17 protein-coding genes and 1 pseudogene are annotated in these 19,429 nt (G+C 73.5%); 6 read left to right on the forward strand and 12 right to left on the reverse strand.

Translation table 11 applies throughout. The features are described from left to right. Window positions 1-4 precede the first annotated feature (4 nt). The 4 genes from QA802_RS05770 to QA802_RS05785 all read left to right on the forward strand — a co-directional run bounded on the left by QA802_RS05770 (window position 5) and on the right by QA802_RS05785 (window position 6,397). Window positions 5-1,204 (forward strand): sugar ABC transporter permease, encoded by a 1,200-nt coding sequence (locus QA802_RS05770; protein WP_334534343.1) that lies wholly within the window; start codon window positions 5-7, stop codon window positions 1,202-1,204. A gap of 189 nt (window positions 1,205-1,393) precedes the next feature. Next, window positions 1,394-3,661, forward strand: coding sequence for a sensor histidine kinase (locus QA802_RS05775; protein WP_334518619.1), 2,268 nt, complete (start codon window positions 1,394-1,396; stop codon window positions 3,659-3,661). Window positions 3,662-3,841: 180 nt separating this feature from the next. Beyond that, entirely contained in the window at window positions 3,842-5,251 is a 1,410-nt protein-coding gene (locus QA802_RS05780) for a right-handed parallel beta-helix repeat-containing protein (protein ID WP_334518621.1), read from the forward strand. A 78-nt stretch (window positions 5,252-5,329) separates the two neighbouring features. Next, on the forward strand, window positions 5,330-6,397 hold the full coding sequence (locus tag QA802_RS05785; RefSeq protein ID WP_334518623.1) for a methyltransferase: 1,068 nt from the start codon (window positions 5,330-5,332) through the stop codon (window positions 6,395-6,397). Between the two features lie 140 nt (window positions 6,398-6,537). On the opposite strand, the gene QA802_RS05790 is transcribed toward QA802_RS05785, so the two are convergent. The 12 genes and pseudogenes from QA802_RS05790 to QA802_RS05845 all read right to left on the reverse strand — a co-directional run bounded on the left by QA802_RS05790 (window position 6,538) and on the right by QA802_RS05845 (window position 16,469). After that, the gene (locus QA802_RS05790) at window positions 6,538-6,897 is read right to left on the reverse strand and encodes a TcmI family type II polyketide cyclase (RefSeq protein WP_334518625.1); all 360 of its coding nucleotides are present in this window, start codon (window positions 6,895-6,897) and stop codon (window positions 6,538-6,540) included. A gap of 22 nt (window positions 6,898-6,919) precedes the next feature. Further along, window positions 6,920-7,399 carry an SRPBCC family protein gene (locus QA802_RS05795; RefSeq protein WP_319167214.1) on the reverse strand — a complete coding sequence of 160 codons (480 nt, stop codon included), beginning with the start codon at window positions 7,397-7,399 and terminating at the stop codon, window positions 6,920-6,922. 1 nt (window position 7,400) lies between these two features. After that, window positions 7,401-7,655, reverse strand: a complete 255-nt coding sequence (locus QA802_RS05800; protein WP_334518629.1) for an acyl carrier protein — start codon at window positions 7,653-7,655, stop codon at window positions 7,401-7,403. 43 nt (window positions 7,656-7,698) lie between these two features. Beyond that, window positions 7,699-8,949: a ketosynthase chain-length factor gene (locus tag QA802_RS05805; protein WP_334518631.1), complete on the reverse strand. Its 1,251-nt coding sequence runs from the start codon at window positions 8,947-8,949 to the stop codon at window positions 7,699-7,701. Beyond that, window positions 8,946-10,214, reverse strand: coding sequence for a beta-ketoacyl-[acyl-carrier-protein] synthase family protein (locus QA802_RS05810; protein WP_334518633.1), 1,269 nt, complete (start codon window positions 10,212-10,214; stop codon window positions 8,946-8,948). Before QA802_RS05810 ends, QA802_RS05805 begins: the two co-directional genes overlap by 4 nt. Then, a complete protein-coding gene (locus QA802_RS05815; protein ID WP_334518634.1) occupies window positions 10,211-10,654 on the reverse strand; it encodes a cupin domain-containing protein in 444 nt (147 codons plus the stop codon). The genes QA802_RS05810 and QA802_RS05815 overlap by 4 nt, the downstream gene beginning before the upstream one ends. A gap of 72 nt (window positions 10,655-10,726) precedes the next feature. Beyond that, window positions 10,727-11,887: a SchA/CurD-like domain-containing protein gene (locus tag QA802_RS05820; protein ID WP_334518636.1), complete on the reverse strand. Its 1,161-nt coding sequence runs from the start codon at window positions 11,885-11,887 to the stop codon at window positions 10,727-10,729. A gap of 136 nt (window positions 11,888-12,023) precedes the next feature. Further along, on the reverse strand, window positions 12,024-12,770 hold the full coding sequence (locus QA802_RS05825) for a class F sortase (protein WP_503461609.1): 747 nt from the start codon (window positions 12,768-12,770) through the stop codon (window positions 12,024-12,026). A 161-nt stretch (window positions 12,771-12,931) separates the two neighbouring features. Beyond that, on the reverse strand, window positions 12,932-13,084 hold the full coding sequence (locus QA802_RS05830; protein WP_334518638.1) for a hypothetical protein: 153 nt from the start codon (window positions 13,082-13,084) through the stop codon (window positions 12,932-12,934). 134 nt (window positions 13,085-13,218) lie between these two features. Continuing rightward, a complete protein-coding gene (locus QA802_RS05835; RefSeq protein WP_334518640.1) occupies window positions 13,219-14,874 on the reverse strand; it encodes an FAD-dependent oxidoreductase in 1,656 nt (551 codons plus the stop codon). 321 nt (window positions 14,875-15,195) lie between these two features. Next, window positions 15,196-16,116, reverse strand: a pseudogene (locus tag QA802_RS05840) (anti-sigma factor RsbA family regulatory protein); the annotation flags it as partial. Next, window positions 16,113-16,469 carry an STAS domain-containing protein gene (locus tag QA802_RS05845; protein WP_334518642.1) on the reverse strand — a complete coding sequence of 119 codons (357 nt, stop codon included), beginning with the start codon at window positions 16,467-16,469 and terminating at the stop codon, window positions 16,113-16,115. The pseudogene QA802_RS05840 and the gene QA802_RS05845, both read right to left, overlap by 4 nt. A 206-nt stretch (window positions 16,470-16,675) precedes the next feature. On the opposite strand from QA802_RS05845, the gene QA802_RS05850 reads away from it, so the two are divergent. After that, window positions 16,676-17,320: a DUF6629 family protein gene (locus tag QA802_RS05850; RefSeq protein ID WP_334518644.1), complete on the forward strand. Its 645-nt coding sequence runs from the start codon at window positions 16,676-16,678 to the stop codon at window positions 17,318-17,320. 79 nt (window positions 17,321-17,399) lie between these two features. Continuing rightward, window positions 17,400-19,133 carry a sigma-70 family RNA polymerase sigma factor gene (locus QA802_RS05855; protein ID WP_334518646.1) on the forward strand — a complete coding sequence of 578 codons (1,734 nt, stop codon included), beginning with the start codon at window positions 17,400-17,402 and terminating at the stop codon, window positions 19,131-19,133. The last annotated feature ends 296 nt before the right edge of the window (window positions 19,134-19,429 follow it).

Genomic DNA, 19,429 nt, shown 5'->3' on the forward strand with positions numbered 1-19,429 from the left:
GAACATGCGGGCGGTCGCCCGTGCCATGGAGGGCGGGGTGGCGGTGTTCCGGCGCAAGCTGAGCGCCGGCGAACTGGGTTCGCTGCCCGTCGTCCTCGTCCTGGCCGTCGTCTGGATCACCTTCCAGTCCCTCAACGAGAACTTCCTCTCGCCCCGCAACCTGTCCAACCTCAGTGTGGACATCGTGGGCACGGGGCTGATCGCCGTCGGCATCGTCTTCGTGCTGCTGCTCGGCGAACTCGACCTGTCGGTCGGCTCGATCAGCGGACTGGCCGCGGCCGTCTTCGCCGTGCTGAACGTGAACCACGGCGTGCCGGAATGGCTCGCGCTGATCGTGGCGGTGCTGGCGGGCACGGTCGCGGGGACCGTGCAGGGCTACTCCATCGCCCGGACCCGGGTGCCGGCGTTCGTGGTCACGCTGGCCGGCCTGCTCACCTGGAACGGCCTCATGCTCGCCATCCTCGGCGACAGCGGCACCGTCAACCTGGACGAGAACGGCCTGATCGCCAAACTGACCAGCTACTACTTCACCCAGGACGCCGTCGCCTACGGCCTCGCGGCACTCGCCGCGGGCGTGTACTTCGTCGTCTGCGACCGGGACCGGCGCCGCCGCCGGGCCGTCGGCATGCCGCACCGCTCGCTGCGCGGCATCGTGGTGCGCACCGCCGGGCTCGCAGCGGTCGCCTTCACCGTCGCCTACCTGCTGAACCGGTTCCAGGGGCTGCCACTGGCCCTGCTGGTCTTCCTCGTGGTGGTGGCCGGCCTCGACGTCATGCTCCGCCGCACGCACTACGGACGGCAGGTGTACGCGCTCGGCGGGAGCGTCGAGGCGTCCCGCCGGGCCAGTCTCAGCGTGACCTGGGTGCAGACGGCGGTGCTCGCGGTCTCGGGCACCATGGCCGCGGTCGGCGGCCTGTTCCTGGCCTCGCGCATCACCTCGGTGAGCCAGAGCTCGGGGTCGGGCGTCCTGCTGGTGAACGCCATCGCGGCGGCCGTCATCGGCGGCACCAGCCTGTTCGGCGGACGCGGCACCACCTGGTCGGCGGTGCTGGGCATGCTGGTGATCCAGTCGATCGCGTCCGGCATGGCGATCACGGACACTCCCCCGGCCGTCCAGTTCATCATCACCGGCAGCGTGCTGTTCGCCGCGGTGGTCATCGACGCCCTGTCGCGCCGCTCGCAGGAGTCCCACGGCCGCGCGTGACACGGGGTGCCCGTGCGGCACGCCACGACCTCCGTGGGCAAAGTCATGCCGTAACAGGTGGCGAACGGAACGTGTACGGCACTACGTTGGTGAAAGTTGCACCACTTCTGAACGCTGTGCTGCCGACCACCCGTAGTGAGGGTTACCGGCGCATCCCGCGCGCGGCGTTCCACCGGCGATGAGGACAGCGTGCAGAACCATTCACCCGCAGCGGAGGGACGGAGATCCCTCACCCGTAACTGGCCCGTGGGCAGACGACTGCGCGCCGTTCTGCTCATCCCGGTACTCGTGGCCCTCGTGTTCGGGGGCATCCGGGTGAAACGCTCGGTGGACACCTGGCAGGACGCCGACGACGCGGTCCGCGTGGCCGAACTCGTCCAAGCCGCCAACAGGTACGCGAGCGACGCGATCAACGAGCGCGACGTGTCGGTCATCCCGCTCGTCGCGGAGAAGAAGGAGTCCGCCGCCGTTGTCCGGGCCCGGCAGATCACCGACGCGGACGCGAAGGCGTTCAACGCGGCGGTCGCCCGGATGCCGCAGACCAGCGGCCTGTTGCGGCGCGTGCAACTGGTGCGCGAGGGCGAGAAGCTGCTCCCCGCCGTACGGACCAACGCGTTCACCTCACGGATGTCCGGGGTGCAGACGGAGGAGAGCTACCACACCGTCCAGCACCCCCTGATGGAGATCTCCAACGAACTCGGATTCGGCAGCGACAACCAGGCGAGCTTCGGCCGGACGCTCTATGCGGTGTCCCTGACGCAGGCCGCCGAGTCCCTCATCCGGTCGATCGGCACACATCTGCTGGTGGACGACCGCGACGCGCTCGCCCCCGGCGAGCTGGAGACCCAGCTCGCCTCCTTCCGCTCGTACGCCTACCTCGAACAGGTGGGGCTGCAGGAGTTCGCGGGCGCCGCCACCACCGAGGACATGGCACGGCTGCAGAAGGCGCTGGCCGACGCCCAGGCCCGGGGCAGGCAGCAGGCCGCCGCGACCGCCGCCGAGGCCCAGGCGGCCGGGCGGAAGTACGTCGCGCCGCCCTCGATGGAGGCGATGATCGCCGCGATCTCCACCGGGAAGTCCGCCGAGGACCTCGCCGAGCAGGGCATCACCCCGGAGTCCTTCTTCGCCGCGTCCACCCTGGGCTTCGACGCCTACCGCAGCGTGCAGGTGTATCTCACCGACGCGGCGCTCGCCAGCGCCCAGGACATCGCCGACCAGGCGCGCGGGGACGCCATGACCAACGCCGCGCTGGTGCTCGCGGCGGTGCTCGTCGCCTTCCTCCTCGCCACCTGGGTGGCCCGCACGATGGTCACCGGCATGCGCCGGCTGAGCGCGTCCGCCATCGAGATCTCCGGGCAGCGGCTGCCCGCCCTGATCGACCAGCTGTCGCAGTCCGATCCCGGCAGGGTGGACACCAGGGTCACTCCCATCGCGATCGACACCACCGACGAGATCGGCGAGGTCGCCCGGGCCTTCGACCACGTGCACCGCGAGGCCGTCCGGCTCGCGGCCGAGCAGGCGCTGCTGCGCGGCAACATCAACGCGATCTTCACCAACCTCTCGCGCCGCAGCCAGTCCCTGATCGAGCGTCAACTCGCCATGATCACCAGCCTGGAGGACAACGAGACTGACCCGGACCAGCTGGAGAACCTGTTCAAGCTGGACCACCTCGCCACGCGGGTGCGCCGCAACGGAGAGAACCTGCTGGTGCTGGGCGGGGAGCGGCCCGCCCAGCAGTGGGACCGTCCGCTGCCGCTGGTCGACGTCATCCGCGCGGCCTCCTCCGAGGTGGAGCAGTACGAGCGCATCCGGTTCGCCGATCTCCCGGAGGCCCAGGTCCAGGGCCAGGCCGTGACCGACCTCGTGCACCTGCTCGCCGAACTGCTGGAGAACGCCACCGCGTTCTCCTCCCCGCACTCGCTGGTCCAGGTGACCGGCTCCCGGCTTCCCGACGGCCGGATCATGCTGGAGATCCACGACCAGGGCATCGGCCTCGAGGCGGACGACTTCGCGGTGATCAACCACAAACTGGCCAACCCGCCGACCGTCGACGTCGACATCGCGCAGCACATGGGCCTGTTCGTGGTCGGCCGGCTCGCCGAACGCCACGGCATCCGCGTCCAGTTGCGCCCGGCCGCCGAGAAGTCCGGCACCACGTGCCTCGTCATGCTGCCCGACACGGTCGCCCAGCGCCCGCGGGACGCGACACCCGACTCCGACACCCTGGCGTTGGCCATGATCAGGAACGTCCCGACGGCTCGGGGCGCGGGCAGCGCGGGCCCCTTCGGGGGACCGGACTTCGGCGACGCCTTCACCGACTACGAGGCCTGGCAGGACGATCCCGGCAGGGCCGGCCCGGTGCAGGAGGTCCAGGAGCCGCCCGCCGCCGTCCGTGCACGGCGGCTCCCCCGCCGCTCCCCCGGCGGCAACCGGCGGGGCCGCGGCGACCAGCACTGAGGTCGCCGTCCTGCGGCCCGCCGGCCGATACGGCGGCGGGCCGCAGGACGGCGGGCACGGCGGAGGCGGGCACGACGTCGGGCGGGACAGCCGGGCCGGGCAACGGGGAGACACGCCGGACACGCCCTTGGATGGCCCATCCCGCCGGTTGACGCGGCACCGGGTCATAGCGTGCGCAATATGAAGAAATGCCATATCGCGTACCTGGCGTGCACAGCGACCCTTCTCGGGACGGGCCTCGGCGCCGCGTCCCCCGCCGCCGAGCCCCCGGCGCACGAGGTGCATGTGGTGCACCCGGGACAATCCATCCAGCAGGCGGTGGACGCCGCGGCGCCGGGCGACACCGTCCTCGTCGCCCTCGGCACCTACCGCGAGAGCGTCACCGTGAAGACGCCCGGGCTGACCCTGCGCGGCATGGGCCGCGGCACGGTTCTCCGACCGGCCGCCGCCTCCGCCGACTCCGGCACGTCCGGCACGTCCGGCACGTCCGGCACGTCCACGGCGGGCACGGGGAGCACGGCCACCGGCGCCGCCGCCGAGGCCGAAGCCGCGACGAAGCCCGCCGCCGATCCCGCAGCCCAGCCCGGCGCCAAGCCCGCGACGCAGCCCGCGGCCCAGCCCGCCGCCGATCCCGCAGCCCAGCCCGCGGCCCAGCCCGGCGCGCAGCCCGCCGCCGATCCCGCAGCCCAGCCCGCCGCCAAACCCGCGGCCCAGCCCGGCGCGCAGCCGGCGGCCAAACCCGCGGCCGAGCCCGCGACCGCGGCTGCGGCCGTCGAGGGCTGCGCCGAGAGCGGCAACGGCGTCTGCGTGCTCGGCACGAAGGAACAGCACGTCGGGAACGTCACCGTGGCGAACCTGACCGTCACGGGCTTCACCCGGTCCGGCGTCTACGCCATGGCCGCCGACAACCTGACGGTGCGCAACGTCACCGCCGAGAAGAACGGGGTGTGGGGCATCGCCCAGGAGGGCTCCCTGCACGGCGTGTTCCGGGGCAACACCGCCCGGGACAACGGCGACGCGGGCCTCTTCCTCGCCAACTCGGTCAAGGAGGAGATGGGCGCCGTCGACACCGGGGGAACGCTCGTCGAGCGCAACCGGCTCGAGGGCAACCGGATCGGCGTCACCGTGCGCCGGCTGCGCAACCTCACCGTGGCGGCCAACCGCCTCACCGGCAACTGCGCGGCGGTGTTCGTCGTCGGCGACGAGAACAAGCCGCGGGCCGGCCTTGTGACGGTGACGCAGAACCGCATCGAGCGCAACAACAAGTCCTGCCCGAAGACCGCCCGGCTGGACGCCCTGCAGGGCTCGGGCATCGTCCTCACCGGCGCCGAGGACAGTCTGATCACCCACAACGTCATCAGGGACAACGTCGGCGCGTCCCCGCTGTCCGGCGGCATCGTCCTGTTCAAGAGCTTCGTCGGCACCCCCAGCGAGCGGAACCGGATCAGCGACAACACGCTCGCGGGCAACGCCCCGGCGGACCTGGTCAACGCGGACACCACCGGTAAGGGCAACACCTTCGAGAGCAACGCCTGCACGGCGTCGAAGCCCGACGGACTGTGCCGCCCGGCCGACACCACCCGCCGCTGACCCGGTAGCGCCGTACACGCTCCCCACCGCCCCTGGCCCCCCACACCCCTGGCACCCGAGAACGAAGGAAGGCGGCACATGACGACCGTTCAGTCCCGCAAGCTGTCGGACCCGCCCGAGCAGGACCCGCCCCCCGCCCCGCCGCCCTCCATGCGGCTGCGGGAGCTCGCGTTCGGGGCCGCGTGCGCCGCCGCGCTGCGCGCGGCCGCCCGGCTGGGCGTCGCCGACGCCCTCGGCGACAGCCCGCTGCCCGTGGCGGACCTCGCGGCCGCGGTGAAGGCCGAGCCCCGGCAGCTGCGGCGGCTGTTGCGGGCCCTGTCCTGCTACGGCGTCTTCGCCGAGCGGCCGGACGGGACGTTCGCGCACACCGAAGTCTCCCGGCTGCTGCGCGAGGACGACCCGAACAGCCTGCGCGCCATCACCCTGTGGTGCACCGAGCCCTGGACCTGGGACGCCTGGCCGCTGCTGGACGACGCGGTGCGCACCGGGCGCAACGTCGTGGAGGACCTGTACGGGAAGGAGTTCTTCGCCTACCTCAACGAGGACGCCCCGGAGTCGGCCGACGTCTTCAACCGCGCGATGACCACGTCCAGCGTGCAGTCGGCGCGGGACGTCGCTGAGTTCCTGGACCTGTCGGGGTGTTCGTCGGTCGCCGACCTCGGCGGGGGCCAGGGGCACGTGGTGGCGAGCCTGCTCGCCAAGTACCCGGCGATGCGGGGCGCCCTGCTCGACCTGCCCCGGGTGGTGGAGAACGCGGTGCCGAGGCTGCGCGCCGGCGGCGACCTCGCGGGCCGGGCCCGGATCGTGCCCGGCGACGTGCGCGAGGCGGTCCCGGTCGAGGCCGACGTCTACGTCATCAAGAACATCCTCGAGTGGGACGACGAGAGCACCGCCCGCACGCTGCGCAACGTCCGCGAGGCGGGCGGCCCGGGCACCCGGGTCGTGGTCATCGAGAACCTCGTCGACGACACGCCGTCGATGCGGTTCAGCACCGCGATGGACCTGATGCTGCTGCTCAACGTCGGCGGGGCGAAGCACACCACCGAGAGCATGGTCGCCCGGCTGACCGACGCCGGACTGGTCGTCGACGACATCAGCCCGGTCAACCCGTATCTGCACGCGTTCGACTGCCACTTCCCGGGCTGATCCGGTCGCCCCCGCGCACCACCCCCGCACGACCGTCACCCCGTACCCCGCCCCCCGCAGACCACCGGTCGCCGGGCCCGCAGCATCGCGGGCCCGGCGACCGGTGCTGTCCGGCTCTGTCCGTCTCTGTCCGGCGCGGCTCAGCCTGCCGGCTCGCGCTCCCAGAGGTAGAAGCGCTGCGCCATGGCGTCCTTGGGGGACCGCCAGGTCTCGGGGTCGTACGCGCTGACGTACGAGGACAACCGCTCGCTGACGTCGCGGAACTCGGGGTGCCCGGTGATCTTGGCGATGGCGGGCCCGGGGTCGCGCTCGGACTCGATCAGATGCATGTAGACGTCGCCGAACTGGAAGAGGCTGCGCCGGACGACGCCGACGAGCCGGGGAAGCTCTCCACGGTCGGACTCCTCGAACACCTTGGCGATGTCGGGCGCCGACCCCGGGGCCATCCGGGCGACGATCAGTGCTTGGTGCGTGGGGGGCATGGGGGGCTTGGAGGGCATGGGGGGCTGTTCTCCGTCCGGATCAGTCGGTCAGACCGGGAGTGGCGCCGCGTTCGGCGGCCGCCTTCTCGATGCGGTCCCGGATCAGGGCCATCTGGACCTTGGAGTTCCGGTTGATGTTGTCGGTCATCCACTCGTCGTCGACCGGCGCCTGCGGCTTCATCGCGAAGTCCTGCGTCCAGATCATCCGCGTGCCCGCCGGCACCTCCTCGTACCGCCAGTGGATGTCCATGTGATCGAAGGGCCCCGTCTCGACCCGGCGGGCCTTGACCGTGCGGGTGTCGCGGTCCGGCTCCCGCTCCGAGACCCAGCTCCACACGGTGCCGTTCTCGTCCGGGTGCATGGTCAGCCGGAAGGTGGTCTTGCGGCCCTCGCGGGAGAGGATCTCGACGGAGGCGTACTCGCTGAACAGCCGAGGCCAGTTCTCGAGGTCGTTGGTGATCTCCCAGACCAGTTCCAGGGGCGCCGCGATGGTGATCTCGTTCTGCGTGTGTCCGGACATCTCACGCTCCTGTCATGAGTGCGCTGTTGACGAGGTCGAGGAACTGCCGGGGCGTCTTGGAGCGTTCGGCGTCGGGGGGCATCGGCGTGCCGTACCGGTTCTCCAGCTCGCCCACGATGCCCAGCAGCCCGAGCGAGTCCACGCCCAGGGTCGCGAAGGCGGCGTCCTGCTGCCGGAGCTCGTCCGGCGCGACGGTGACGCCGGCGGACTTCTTCATGAGTTCGGCCAGCTCTTCCACGGTGATGCGGTCGGTCATGGGGTTCCTCTCCTCTGCTGCTTCCCTGCTGCGCGACGCCCCGCTACGAGGCGTCCGCGACGCCGTGCCGCAGCACCAGCGCCGAGTTGGAGCCCATGAGCCCCCGGCTCAGGACCAGGGCCGTGCGCACCTCGGCGGTGCGGGCGCGGCCGGTCACGAGGTCGAGGTCATGGCAGATGTCGAAGACGTTGGGGGTGGGCGGGATCAGGCCGTGCTCCATGGCGAGCACCGCCGCCGCGGTGTCCATCAGCGGCGCCGCGCAGTAGCCGCGGCCGATGCCGGTCTTGGGCGCGGTGACGGGCACCCGGGCGCCGTGCGGGCCGAGCGCGTCCATGATGGCCAGGGCTTCGGCGCGGTCCGCCGCCGGGACGCCGAGCGCGTCGGCGAAGACGACGTCGATCTCCTCCGGGACACAGTCCGCTTCCTCCAGCGCACCCCGGATCGCCTCGGCGAGGCCCTGCCGGGACTCCTCCCAGCGGGAGGCGCCGGTGAAGGTGGCCGCGTGTCCGGCGAGGAAGGCCCGCACCCGCGCGCCGCGCGCCCGGGCGGTCTCCGCCGCCTCCACCACGACCATGGCGCCGCCCTCGGCCGGCACGAACCCGCAGGCCGCCGACGTGAACGGGCGGTAGGCGCGGGTCGGGTCGTCGACGGTGCTGAGCTCCTCGTAGCCGAGCTGGCAGACCATCGAGTACGGCGCGATCGGCGCCTCGGTCGCCCCGGCCACGATCACGTCGGTGCCGCGCCGCACGGCCCGCGCCGCGTGGGCGAGGGCGTCGAGTCCGCCGGCCTCGTCGGCGGCGACGACCGAGCAGGGGCCCTTGAATCCGCGGCGGATGGAGATCTGGCCGGTGCTGGCGGCGTAGAACCAGGCGATGGACTGGTACGGGCCGACGTGACGGCTGCCCTTGCTCCACAGCTGCTGGAGCTCGCGCTGGCCGAACTCGCCGCCGCCGGAGCCGGCCGCGGTGACCACGCCGACGGAGTACGGCGCGGCGTCGGTCTCGGGCCGGCCGAGGCCGGCGTCGTTCAGTGCGAGGTCGGCGGCGGCCATCGCGAAGTGCGTGAACCGGTCGGTCTGTACGAGGAAGCGCTCCTCGATCGCCGCCGACGGGTCGAAGTCGCGGACCTGGCCGGCCACCCGCAGCGGGAGTTTCTCGCAGCCCTCGCGGGTGATCCGCTCCAGGACGCTGATGCCTTCCTTCGAGGACTTCCAGAAGGTCTCGGTGCTGGCTCCGTTGGGCGCGACCACGCCGATTCCCGTGACGGCCGCGCGCCGGGGCAGGGGTTCACTCATCGTGTCTTCTCCCTCGGCCGGTTCATGACCACCGCGGACTGGAATCCGCCGAACCCGCTGCCCACCGAGAGCACGCTGGAGAGCTTGCGCTCCCGGGCCACGCGCGGGACGTAGTCCAGGTCGCACTCGGGGTCGGGCGTCTCGTAGTTCGCGGTCGGCGGTACCACCTGGTGCGCCAACGCCAGGACGCAGGCGACGAGTTCTATCGCTCCGATGGCGCCCAGCGAGTGGCCCACCATCGACTTGATGGAGCTCATGGGGGTGTCGTAGGCGTGCCGGCCCAGGACCCGCTTCACCGCGGCGGTCTCATGGCGGTCGTTCTGCTTGGTGCCCGAGCCGTGCGCGTTGACGTAGTCGACCGCGGTGGCGTCGGTCCGCGCGTGGGCGAGGGCGTCCTCGATGGCCCGGGCCATCTCCAGGCCCTCGCTGGTCAGGCCGGTCATGTGGTAGGCGTTGCCGAAGGTGGCGTACCCGCCGAGCTCGCAGTAGACGTGCGCGCCGCGGGCCCGTGCGTGCTCCAGTTCCTCGAGGACGAGCACCGCGCCGCCCTCCCCCATGACGAACCCGTCGCGGTCGGCGTCGAAGGGACGCGAGGCGTGGGCCGGGTCGTCGTTGTGGCAGGAGGTGGCCTTGATCGCGTCGAAGCAGGCCATGGTGATCGGGGAGATCGGCGAGTCCGACGCGCCGGCTATGCAGATGTCGGCCCGGCCCTCCTCCACCGTGTGGAAGGCGTACCCGACCGCGTCGAGGCCGGAGGTACAGCCGGTGGAGACGGTCTGCACCGGCCCCCGTGCGCCGAACCGTTCGGCCACCGTCGAGGCGAGGGTGCTGGGCGTGAACGCGCGGTGCAGCTGCGGGGCGGCCCGGCGGTGGTCGACGTCCCAGCGCTGTCCGTGATGGCTGACCAGCACGTAGTCGTTCTCCAGCCGGGTGGTCCCGCCGACCGCGGTGCCCAGGGAGACGCCGACCCGCCAGGGGTTCTCCGCCGCGAGGTCGAGACCGGCGTCGCGGACCGCCTCGTCTCCGGCGACCATGGCGAACTGGATGTAGCGGTCGCAGCGTTCGACGTCCCCGGCGTCCAGTCCGTGCGCCGCCGGGTCGAAGTCGCACTCGGCGGCGATCCGCGAGCGCAGACCGGCCGGGTCGAAGAACGTGATGCCCCGCGTCGCCGTGCGGCCCTCGACGAGGAGGTTCCAGAACGCGGGGACGCCTATGCCGCCCGGGGCGACGATGCCTATGCCGGTGACCGCCACCCGTCTCGTCATGACCGGACCTGACGTCGGCCGGCGGCCTCGGCGCCGATCACCACGGCCTCGGCGTCGGTCCCCTCGGTGTCGACGTGGCCGAGCGGCGGGCTCGGCGCCAGCGGGCCGAGGTGGAAGACCATCCGGGCCTCCACCTTGCCGACGTTGCGGAAGCGGTGGCGCATGCCGAGCGGGATCAGCAGCCCCTGCTCGGGCTGCAGCGCCTGGGCCTCGCCGTCGAGATCGACCTCCAGCTGCCCGCACAGGACGTACACGAACTCCTCGGAGTACGGGTGGTAGTGCTCGCCGATGCGGTCGCCGGGCTTGATGATGGCCACGCCCATGAAACCGCTGGTCGAGCCGACGGTGGCCGGGGTGAGCATGGCGCGCAGATCGCCGCCGCGCCGGGTGTTGGGCTCGACCTCGCTGAGATCCACGACTCTGGGACGGGAAGTGATCACGACGTTCCTCCGATGGTGTACTGCACCGAGGTGGGCGGGGCGGGTCACCGCCCCGGCCCACGTGATGACGGATCAGGCGTCGGGCGACCGGCGGTCGGTGACGAGGTCCATGCGCGCGCGCTCGAGGAACCGTGCGAGCTGGGCTGCGTCCTTCGCGCCGGCCGGGGCCGCGCCGGCGGCGCCTTCGGCAAGGGTCGTCAGCTCGGCGGCCTGCGCGGGGTCGGACAGGCCGAGGGCCTGGCCGGGGTCGGCGCCGTCGAGTCCGCCGCGCACGTCGATCAGCCGTACGACGACGTCGTCGCGCTGGAAGATCGTGCTGCGCAGCACCGGGTTGCGCGGGTCGTCGGCCGCCGCCTCGTCCTGCCGGGCGAGCAGTTCGGCCAGCTTCATGCCGCGGTCCGGCCGGGCCGGGTAGTACAGGGCGTACCGCTCGGCCTGCGGGTCCTGCCGGTCCGCCGTCACATGGTGGACGGCGGGCAGCGCGGCCCGCGTGAAGAAGACCCGGGCGGACTCGGGGTCGTTGAGGTCCCGGTCCTGCTCCAGATAGGGGTTGATGGCCTCCTCGACGGCCCGCACCTCGGGCTGCCGGGAGACGTGGCGCAGCGCGGACAGCAGGTCGCCGCGCACCTCGATGGCCCGCACCACGCGGTTGCCGTGCATGAACAGCGAGGTGCGGCACAGCCGGGTGGTGTCGTCGACCTGCGGCTCGGGCGAGGCGTAGTCGGCGAGGATCTTGGCAACGATGTCCTCGCTGCCCGGCTTGACGGTGAAGGTGAGCGCGTGCCGGATCACGCCGTCGCCGATGCGGGGCGAGGTCTGCAGCCGCCGGCCGTTCGCCTTCGCGTCCGCCGCGGGTCCGCCGGTCTCGCGGACCACGTGGAAGCGCAGCGACCGGGTGTCGCGGACGCAGCTGTGCAGCGGCTCCACCATCGCCACGTGTTCCTCGCTGTTCACCCAGGCGAGGAACGGCGGCGCGCTCTCCCACTCGCTGGTGATGAGCCACTGGGAGGGGTTCTCGATGGACTGGCACAGCTGGTCGCTCACGTGCCCGGGGACGGACGCGACCTGGTTGCAGAGCTGCTCGTAGGCCTCGAGGAACTGCTGCTGGGCACCGTCGTAGACGTCGACCAGCAGGACGACCCGGAGCCGGGAGCCGTCGAACACGGACTGGGAGACACGTTGCGACGCCTGTCGCGCCCGCGAGCCTGCAACACGTTCGGACGTGGTGGTCATCCTGCGCACATCTCCTTCGCGGAGGGGGAAGGGAACGTCGGCCGCGTGATGCGACGTCAGCGTTCCTCGATCGTGTGCCCGTCCCCGTGAGCGCGCGACCGGGGATGAACTACGTGGGTGACTGCGCGGGCCGACGTCACAGGAGATGCGCGAAGACCACCAGGTTGTCCGTGTAGTCCTTGGCCCGGCGGTCGTACTCCCCCGCACAGGTGATGAGCCGCACCTCGGCGTCGGGCGTGTCGCCGTACACGCGTTCGTCGGGGAAGTCGTCCTTCTCGAAGGTCTCCACGCTGTCCACGCGGAAGGACGGCTTGCTGCCGTCGGCCCGCCGGACCTGGAAGACGTCGCCCTCGCTGAGCGCGCTGAGCCCGGCGAAGACGGCGGGGGACGTCTTGGTGTCGACGTGCCCGGCGATGATCGCGGTGCCCGCCTCGCCGGGAGAGGCGCCCTTGGCGTGCCAGCCGACCAGGTTGACGTCGTCCGCGGGAGGCGGGTCCAGCCGGCCGCTGCGGCCGATGGCGAGGTCCGTGAAGGGCGCGTCGACCGAGATCTTCGGGATGAGCAGGCGTACCGGTCTCGACCGGCGCAGGTGTTTGCCCGACGGTTCCTCGTCCCGGGCGCGCGACGAGGACGGGGCCTGCGGGGCGGCGGCACGGGTGGCCGGACCGGAGGCGGCGGGCGGGGCGTGCGGGGGGTGTCCGGCACCGGACGACGGGTCGTTGCCACCGCACAGGCTGATCGCGAGGAAGACGGCGGCGGTGGCGCAGAGCATCATCACGCCGGTGCGTGAGCCTTGCTCGGAGGAGGACGCGGGCGCGGAGGGGGAAACGGGGGGAGGGGAGGACGGGGAAGAGGGGGAAGGGGGGGAAGGGGGGACTGCCATTCGGTGGAACACCTCACTCGGGCGGCGCAGCGGAGCGGACGGGCACGGGGAGAGCGGGACGGGCCGCCGCACGGGTGCACCGGCGGGCGGGTGCACGGGTGACGGGTGCACAGGCGGGTGCGCGGGCGGCGGCCGCGGCCTCGCTATCACGTCCGGCGTGGTCAGTCCGTGCCGGCGGCGGTCCGACGGTGCGGGGCGAGGGCGGCCGAGGCGGTGGCGACGGCCGAGGCGGTGGCGGCCGAGGCGGTGGCGGCCGAGGCCGCGGCGGCGGCCGAGGCCGCGGCGGCGGCCGGGGTCATCCGGGCAGTGCGCATCTGATGGCCTTTCCGTCACGGCCGGGCAACCGACACCTCGTCAGCTGGTCCGACCCGACCGGGACGTGATCCACCGTCAGCCGACGACCGCCGCGGCACCACTCGGGACGTTCACTCGGGTGAAGGCCACCGGCTCAGCCCAGCCCGAGACCGGTGCGCAGGACGTGGCGCAGCGTGGACTCGGCGTCCGGGTCCGGGCCCGGCGACCGCCAGGCGACGAACCCGTCGGGCCGGACGAGCACGGCGCCCCCGCCGGGCGTGCCGTGGCGCTCCGCCCAGTCGACGTCGCCCTCCGGGGTCAGGTCGGCATCGGGGCCGTCGCCCACCCGGTACGACCTCAGCGGCAGCGACAGCTCCTGAGCGAGGCGGCCCGCGGCCTCGTGCCAGCCGCTCGGCCGGGCCGCGTCGCTGAGCAGGACCAGGGTCCGCTCGTAGAGGTCCAGGGTGGAGATCCGTTCGTCCCCGCGCCGCACCCACAGGTGGGGGGCCCGGCTGCCGGGCGCGCCGCTCAGGTCGAGGCTCTCCGGGACGACCGGGACCGTGTCGTCGGCGCCGACGACGGCGCCCTGCGGGTAGCGGTAGCCGAGGGCGACGTTGAGGATGCCGCGCTGCGGGCCGCCGCCGGTGCCGGGCGGCGGGGCGAACCCGGGGTGGCTGTGCTCGGCCGACCGGGCGGCGGCCCGGGCGCTGGTGGCCTCGGCGACGGGACGGCGTTCGGCGTCGTAGGTGTCGAGCAGTTCCTCCCCCGCCCAGCCGTCGAGCACGGCGGCCAGCTTCCAGGCGAGGTTGTGCGCGTCCTGGATGCCGGTGTTGGAGCCGAACGCCCCGGTCGGCGACATCTCGTGTGCCGAGTCGCCGGCCAGGAACACCCGGCCCGACCGGTAGCCGCGGGCGACGCGCTGGGCGGCGTGCCAGGGCGCCTTGCCGGTGATCTCCACGTCGAGGTCGGCGACCCCGACCGCGCGGCGGATGTGCTCGACGCACCGCTCGTCGGTGAACTCCTCGAGCGTCTCCCCCTGTTCGGGGTGCCAGGGGGCGTGGAAGACCCAGTTCTCGCGGTTGTCCACCGGTAGCAGTGCGCCGTCGGCGTCGGGGCTGGTCAGGTAGCAGACGATGAATCGGCGGTCGCCCACGACGTCGGCCAGACCGCGGGAGCGGAAGGTGAGGCTGACGTTGTGGAACAGGTCGCCGGGACCGCTCTGCCCGATGCCGAGCTGCTCCCGGACGGGGCTGCGGGGGCCGTCGGCGGCGACGAGGTAGTCCGCGCGGACGGCGAGGTGCTCACCGGTCTCACGGCTCTTGGCCACCGCGCTGACCCCGTGGGCGTCGGCCTCGAACGACATGAGTTCGGTGGAGAACCGCACGTCGCCGCCGAGCCGTCGGGCGTGGTCGAGGAGCACCGGCTCCAGGTCGTTCTGGCTGCACAGGCACCAGGAGCTGGGGCTGAAGCGGGCCAGGCCGCCGCCCGGGTCGATGTCCCGGAACAGCCACTCGCCGGCGTCGCCGACGAGGGTGGGCGCCTGGAGGATGCCGTGGTTGTCGGCCAGCGTGGCCGCCGCGTCCTGGATCCCCCGTTCCACGCCCGCCACCCGGAACAGCTCCATCGTGCGGACGTTGTTGCCGCGGCCGCGCGGATGGATGGAGGTGCCGGCGTGGCGTTCCACCAGCAGGTGCGGCACCCCCAGCCTTCCGAGGAACAGCGAGGTCGCGAGGCCCACCAGGGAGCCGCCGACGATGAGGACCGGGACCCTGAGGGTGGGGGTACCGGCCTGTCGGGCTCGTTCGTTCATCACTCTCGCCTCCAGCACGTCGTGTCCGCCGACCCGGCCGGATACGGCGGAGACCACATGCATGCCCCGTGGAGCTGACGGCGCTTCAGGCTTCACCCGGCTGCGTCGCGGCGCGGGAGGGGCCGCCGCGGTCGTCGCGGCGGGCCCGGGAGGCGGCGGACGGCCGTGCGCTCAGCGGCCCGCGCGGCCGATGCCGTCGACGTCGTCCATGCCGTTCACGCCGTCCATGCCGTTCACGCCGTCGACGCGGCCGGCGGGGTCGACACGGTCATGGCGTTCGCGACGGTCACGGTGTTCGCGACGGTCGCCGTCGAGACGGTCGAGGTAGAAGCGGACGGTCGTCCCGTCGTCGGCGGTGTGCAGGCGTACCAGGTCGGCCACGTAGTGCACGAGCATCAGGCCGCGGCCGCCGATCTGACCGTGCGCGGGAGGCCTGCGGCCGGCCAGCGGGTCGATCATCCGGCCCGCGTCGCGGACCTCGCACACGACCTGGCCCCCGTCCCTCCAGACGGCGAGCGTTCCGTGCCCCCCGCCGTGCACCACGCTGTTGGTCGTCAGCTCCGCCACCGCCAGCTCGGCGTCGGTCAGCCGCTGCCCCGTCAGACCCAGCCGCGCGGCGCGGTCGACCGCGAAGGCGCGCGCCGCGGCCAGGTCCTCCGGACCGAAGGCGAACTCCGCGGCGTCCGGCGCGGGCGGCAGCGGCCGGTTGTACCGGGCGACGACGGAGCGCCAGTCGTAGGCGTCGCTCGCCGACTCCGTGTCACCGGCCAGCACGGTCGGGTGGGTGTTCCGCGCGTCGGCCAGCACCTCTTCGTCCAGGCCGGTCTCGTCGTACGGGCACAGGATGGTCGCCGCGCGCCCCGCGAAGGCCGCGTTGATCAGTGCCTCGTGCTGTGCGCACGCGGGGTACTCCAGGGCACTGCGCCCCGGCCAGATCGGCTCACCGATGATCCGGACCCGGCCGTGCCGATGGGCGTCGGCGAATCCGCGGAGCACCTTGGGGATGATCCGGCCCGGGTTGCGGCCCGCCTCGGCCATGTCCAGCAGGAGGACGGCCCGCGCGTCCGCGCCGAGAGCCGCCCTGATCAGTTCCAGGTTGGGACCGGGCACGGCCACCGCCACCGGCTCGCCGACGTCCAGGCCCTCCCGCACGAAGGACACCGTCCGGTCCACGTACTCCCGCGCGGAGCGGTAGAACAGCGCGGGATGCCGGAACGTCTCGTGGATCGCGACCGTGCTCATCGCGGCGCCACCTCGATCCGGGGCAGGTCCGGCCAGAACAGGCTGAGCACCCTCGACACCTGCGGCGGCGGATATTCGACGACCACCCGTCCCGAGGGCAGGCCCAGGGCCGTGACGGCGAGCGCCGCGACGCCGGCGACGTCGACGAACCCGACCTCCGACAGCTCCACGTAGGACACCTCGGCGTGTCGCCGGGCCAGGCCCGCCAGGGCCTCTTCCCACGGCGAGCGGGTGACCGAGCTGACCTCGCCCCGGGCCCGTATGCCCGGCCGGCCGGACAGTGGGATCACCTCCAGCACAGCGGTCCCGCCGTGCGGGAGCCCGAATCCACCGGCTCTCTGCGGGGCGTTCACCACCCTCGGCCTCCTTCGCTGCGCACCGGTGGTCCCGGCGGCCGTGCGGCCACCCGGCCGCCGCTTGCGCGCGACGGCCCCGAAGCAGTCCCTACCCGTCTTCCGCAGCCTAACGCCGCCTCTTCGGGTGCACGGGCGGAACCGGACGTAACGTGGCATGCACGGTGCAACGGAGGATCGGACGACGGTCGAACCCTGGGGGCGCGATGTGCTGGAGTGCGACGGCCGATCTGGTGGCGGGGGCCGGGCTGCTCGCCCTCGGAGGGGCCGGCGTGGCCCGGGTACGCGACCGCCGGGACCTTCCGCTGGCCGCGCTGCCGCTGCTCCTCGGCGCGCACCAGATCGTGGAGGCCTTCGTCTGGGACGCGGGCGGGGGCAGCGGGCCCGCCACCGTCGTCTGGACCGTGATCGCGCTGCCGCTGCTGGCGGTGTGGGTGCCCGCGGGGGTGTGGTGCGCGGCCCCGCCGTCCGCCCGGCGCGGCGCCTCGTTCACGCTGGCCGTCGGCGTCGCGACCGCCGTGCCGCTCGCGTACGGCATCGCCGCCGGTCCGGTGACCGCCGAGATCCGCGGGCACCGGGTCGGCTACGTCGTCGGCCTGCCGTACCCGCCCGTCCTGGTCGCGGGGTACCTGGTGGCCACGGTCGGTTCGCTGCTGCTGTCGGGCGACCGCCGGCTGCGGGCCCTGGGGGCGGTGGTCGCCGTGGGGGCGGCGGTCTGCTTCGCGCTGTGGCGGCTGGAGTTCGTGTCGACGTGGTGCGCCTTCGCCGCGGTGTGCTCGGTGATGCTGCTCGGCTGGACCCGGGCACCGCGTCGTGAGGTGAGTCACATCTTCCGTCGACCGCAACTTTAGTTGAAAGTTCTGACATCTAGGGTCACGCAAGCTTCCGCGGAGCCTTCCGCCCCCCGCCCGGCGACTGGAGCCCTCCTCCATGACCGACAGGTCTTCCACGGTGCCCGCCCCGCCCTCCACGGCCACCGGCGCCACCACTGACGCTGCCGCTGCCGCCACCGCCGAGTACGCCCGGATCTACGCGGAGCAGCAGCCGCGGCTCGTCGCCTACGCCCGCTCGCTCACCAGGAACGCCTGGACCGCCGAGGACCTCGTCGCCGAGGCCCACTTCCGCGTGTGGCGCCGCCTGGCCGCGGGCCACGAGATCGACAACGTGCCGGCCTATCTGCGGACGACGGTGCGGCATCTCGCGATCGCGTCCGGGAGCGCGGCGCGCGAGACTCCGAGCGACCCGCAGGCGCAGGCTCAGGACCGCGCCGAGACGGGCACGCACGGGGAGGATCCGGCCGAGCGGGTGGCCGGCGTCGATCTGGTGGTCCGGGTGCTGGGCCAGTTGCCGGAGCGCTGGGTGAAGGCGCTGTGGCTGGCGGAGGCGGAGGGGCAGCCGCTGGCGGCGATCGGACCGCAGCTCGGCACCAAGGACGGTGCGACGGCCGTCCTCCTGCACCGGGCGCGCGAGGGCATGCGCCAGGCCTTCCTGCGGGCGCAGACCGGCGCTCCGGACGACCCCGCGTGCCAGGTCCACTGGGCCAGGATGCCGGCGTACGTCCGTGGCGCCGCGACCGCGCGCCAGAGCGAGCGGCTGCTCGGGCACGTGGACACGTGCGACGCGTGCCGGGCGTCGCTCGCCGCGCTGATGCGCGCCAACGGCCGGCTACCCGCGTTCGTCGGCCCGGCCCTGGTCGTCCTCGCCCTGGGCGGTGGCGCCAAGTTCCTGCCGGTCTTCACCGCGGCACCGGCCGGCGCGACCGGCCTGGTCGGCGGCCACGGTGCGGGCGTGCTGCACGGGATGCGCCATTCCGTGTCGGCCGGCGCCGGCACACCCGCGGCGACGGCGGGCGCGCTCGTGGTGGGCGCGGCCGTGGCGTGTCTCGTCCTCGGCTGGCCGGACTCCGCGCCGGCGCCGCACCCGCCGGCGGCCAGGGCGCCGGTGGCCGGGGCGCCGGTGGCCGGGGCGCCGGTGGCCGAAGCTCCGCTCGACCGGGGTCCGGTGGCCGGGACAGCGGTGTCACCGTCGCCGTCACCGACCGCGGCGCGGGCCGAGGACGCCGGCCCTTCGGCGCAGGAGACCGACGAGGTCGAGGGAGCGGCCCCGCGCGCACCGGAGACCGTCGGCGCGCCGCGGGGCGGCACCGGCCCGGCCGACCGGGCGGCGCGACAGCCCGCGCCCGCCGCGGAACCCGCGGCGCGACCCACACCCGCTCCGGCGGACGAGACCCCGGCGAAGCCCCCGCAGAAGACGCCGCGCGACGACGTCCCCGGTGGCACGCCCGGCACGCCGGAACCCACCCCGCCGGCCGACCATCCCGATCCCGAGCCCCCGCAGACGACGGACCCCGCACCCGAAGACCCGCACGCCGGCGGTGAGGTCGGGCACAACGGTGACGGCGGGCACGACGGTGCCGGGGGCGGGCACGGGAAGGGCGGGCACGGGAAAGGCGGGCACGGGAAAGGCGGGCACGGGAAAGGCTCGAAGGGCCGCGACCAGGGCTCCGAGGCCGGCCGACCCGGCTGCCCGGCCGACCCCCCGCCCACCGGACGCGGAAACTCGCCGGACCTGCGTCCGCAGCCGCACCCGCGTTCACAGGCCGGGGCGGCCCCGGATCGCGAAGCCGGCCACCACGACGCCCCACGCGCAGCGCGCCCGCGCTGAACGGTGGTCCCGGGTCCCGGGACCCGGGACGCCGGCCGGCGGGCCGGGGTCAGACGAGGGCCGCTGCCGTCAGCGCGGCGGCCTCGCCACCAGGGGGTTGTCCGTGGGCCCCGCCGGCTCGCGCTTGGTCGACCGCGCTCCTTCCACCTCATGCGCTCCTTCCACCGCGTACATCCGCTTCACCGCGTACATCCGCTTCACCCCGTGCATTCCGTACGTTCCCCGGGTCGTGATCTCTGTTCCGCCGCCCCGTACGGGGCGGCGGCAGGCCGGGTTCGGGCCGCTCAGCGCCGCCC

The sequence above is a fragment of the Streptomyces sp. B21-105 genome (assembly GCF_036898465.1).
Lineage (GTDB): Bacteria > Actinomycetota > Actinomycetes > Streptomycetales > Streptomycetaceae > Streptomyces.

What these genes read in the sequence shown, in the direction of transcription:
- QA802_RS05770 (WP_334534343.1), top strand. Translation starts at nt 5, where the DNA reads ATGCGGGCGGTCGCCCGTGCCATGGAGGGCGGGGTGGCGGTGTTCCGG.
- QA802_RS05780 (WP_334518621.1), top strand. Translation starts at nt 3,842, where the DNA reads ATGAAGAAATGCCATATCGCGTACCTGGCGTGCACAGCGACCCTTCTC.
- QA802_RS05785 (WP_334518623.1), top strand. Translation starts at nt 5,330, where the DNA reads ATGACGACCGTTCAGTCCCGCAAGCTGTCGGACCCGCCCGAGCAGGAC.
- QA802_RS05790 (WP_334518625.1), bottom strand. Translation starts at nt 6,897, where the DNA reads ATGCCCTCCAAGCCCCCCATGCCCCCCACGCACCAAGCACTGATCGTC.
- QA802_RS05795 (WP_319167214.1), bottom strand. Translation starts at nt 7,399, where the DNA reads ATGTCCGGACACACGCAGAACGAGATCACCATCGCGGCGCCCCTGGAA.
- QA802_RS05800 (WP_334518629.1), bottom strand. Translation starts at nt 7,655, where the DNA reads ATGACCGACCGCATCACCGTGGAAGAGCTGGCCGAACTCATGAAGAAG.
- QA802_RS05805 (WP_334518631.1), bottom strand. Translation starts at nt 8,949, where the DNA reads ATGAGTGAACCCCTGCCCCGGCGCGCGGCCGTCACGGGAATCGGCGTG.
- QA802_RS05810 (WP_334518633.1), bottom strand. Translation starts at nt 10,214, where the DNA reads ATGACGAGACGGGTGGCGGTCACCGGCATAGGCATCGTCGCCCCGGGC.
- QA802_RS05820 (WP_334518636.1), bottom strand. Translation starts at nt 11,887, where the DNA reads ATGACCACCACGTCCGAACGTGTTGCAGGCTCGCGGGCGCGACAGGCG.
- QA802_RS05825 (WP_503461609.1), bottom strand. Translation starts at nt 12,770, where the DNA reads ATGGCAGTCCCCCCTTCCCCCCCTTCCCCCTCTTCCCCGTCCTCCCCT.
- QA802_RS05830 (WP_334518638.1), bottom strand. Translation starts at nt 13,084, where the DNA reads ATGCGCACTGCCCGGATGACCCCGGCCGCCGCCGCGGCCTCGGCCGCC.
- QA802_RS05835 (WP_334518640.1), bottom strand. Translation starts at nt 14,874, where the DNA reads ATGAACGAACGAGCCCGACAGGCCGGTACCCCCACCCTCAGGGTCCCG.
- QA802_RS05850 (WP_334518644.1), top strand. Translation starts at nt 16,676, where the DNA reads ATGTGCTGGAGTGCGACGGCCGATCTGGTGGCGGGGGCCGGGCTGCTC.
- QA802_RS05855 (WP_334518646.1), top strand. Translation starts at nt 17,400, where the DNA reads ATGACCGACAGGTCTTCCACGGTGCCCGCCCCGCCCTCCACGGCCACC.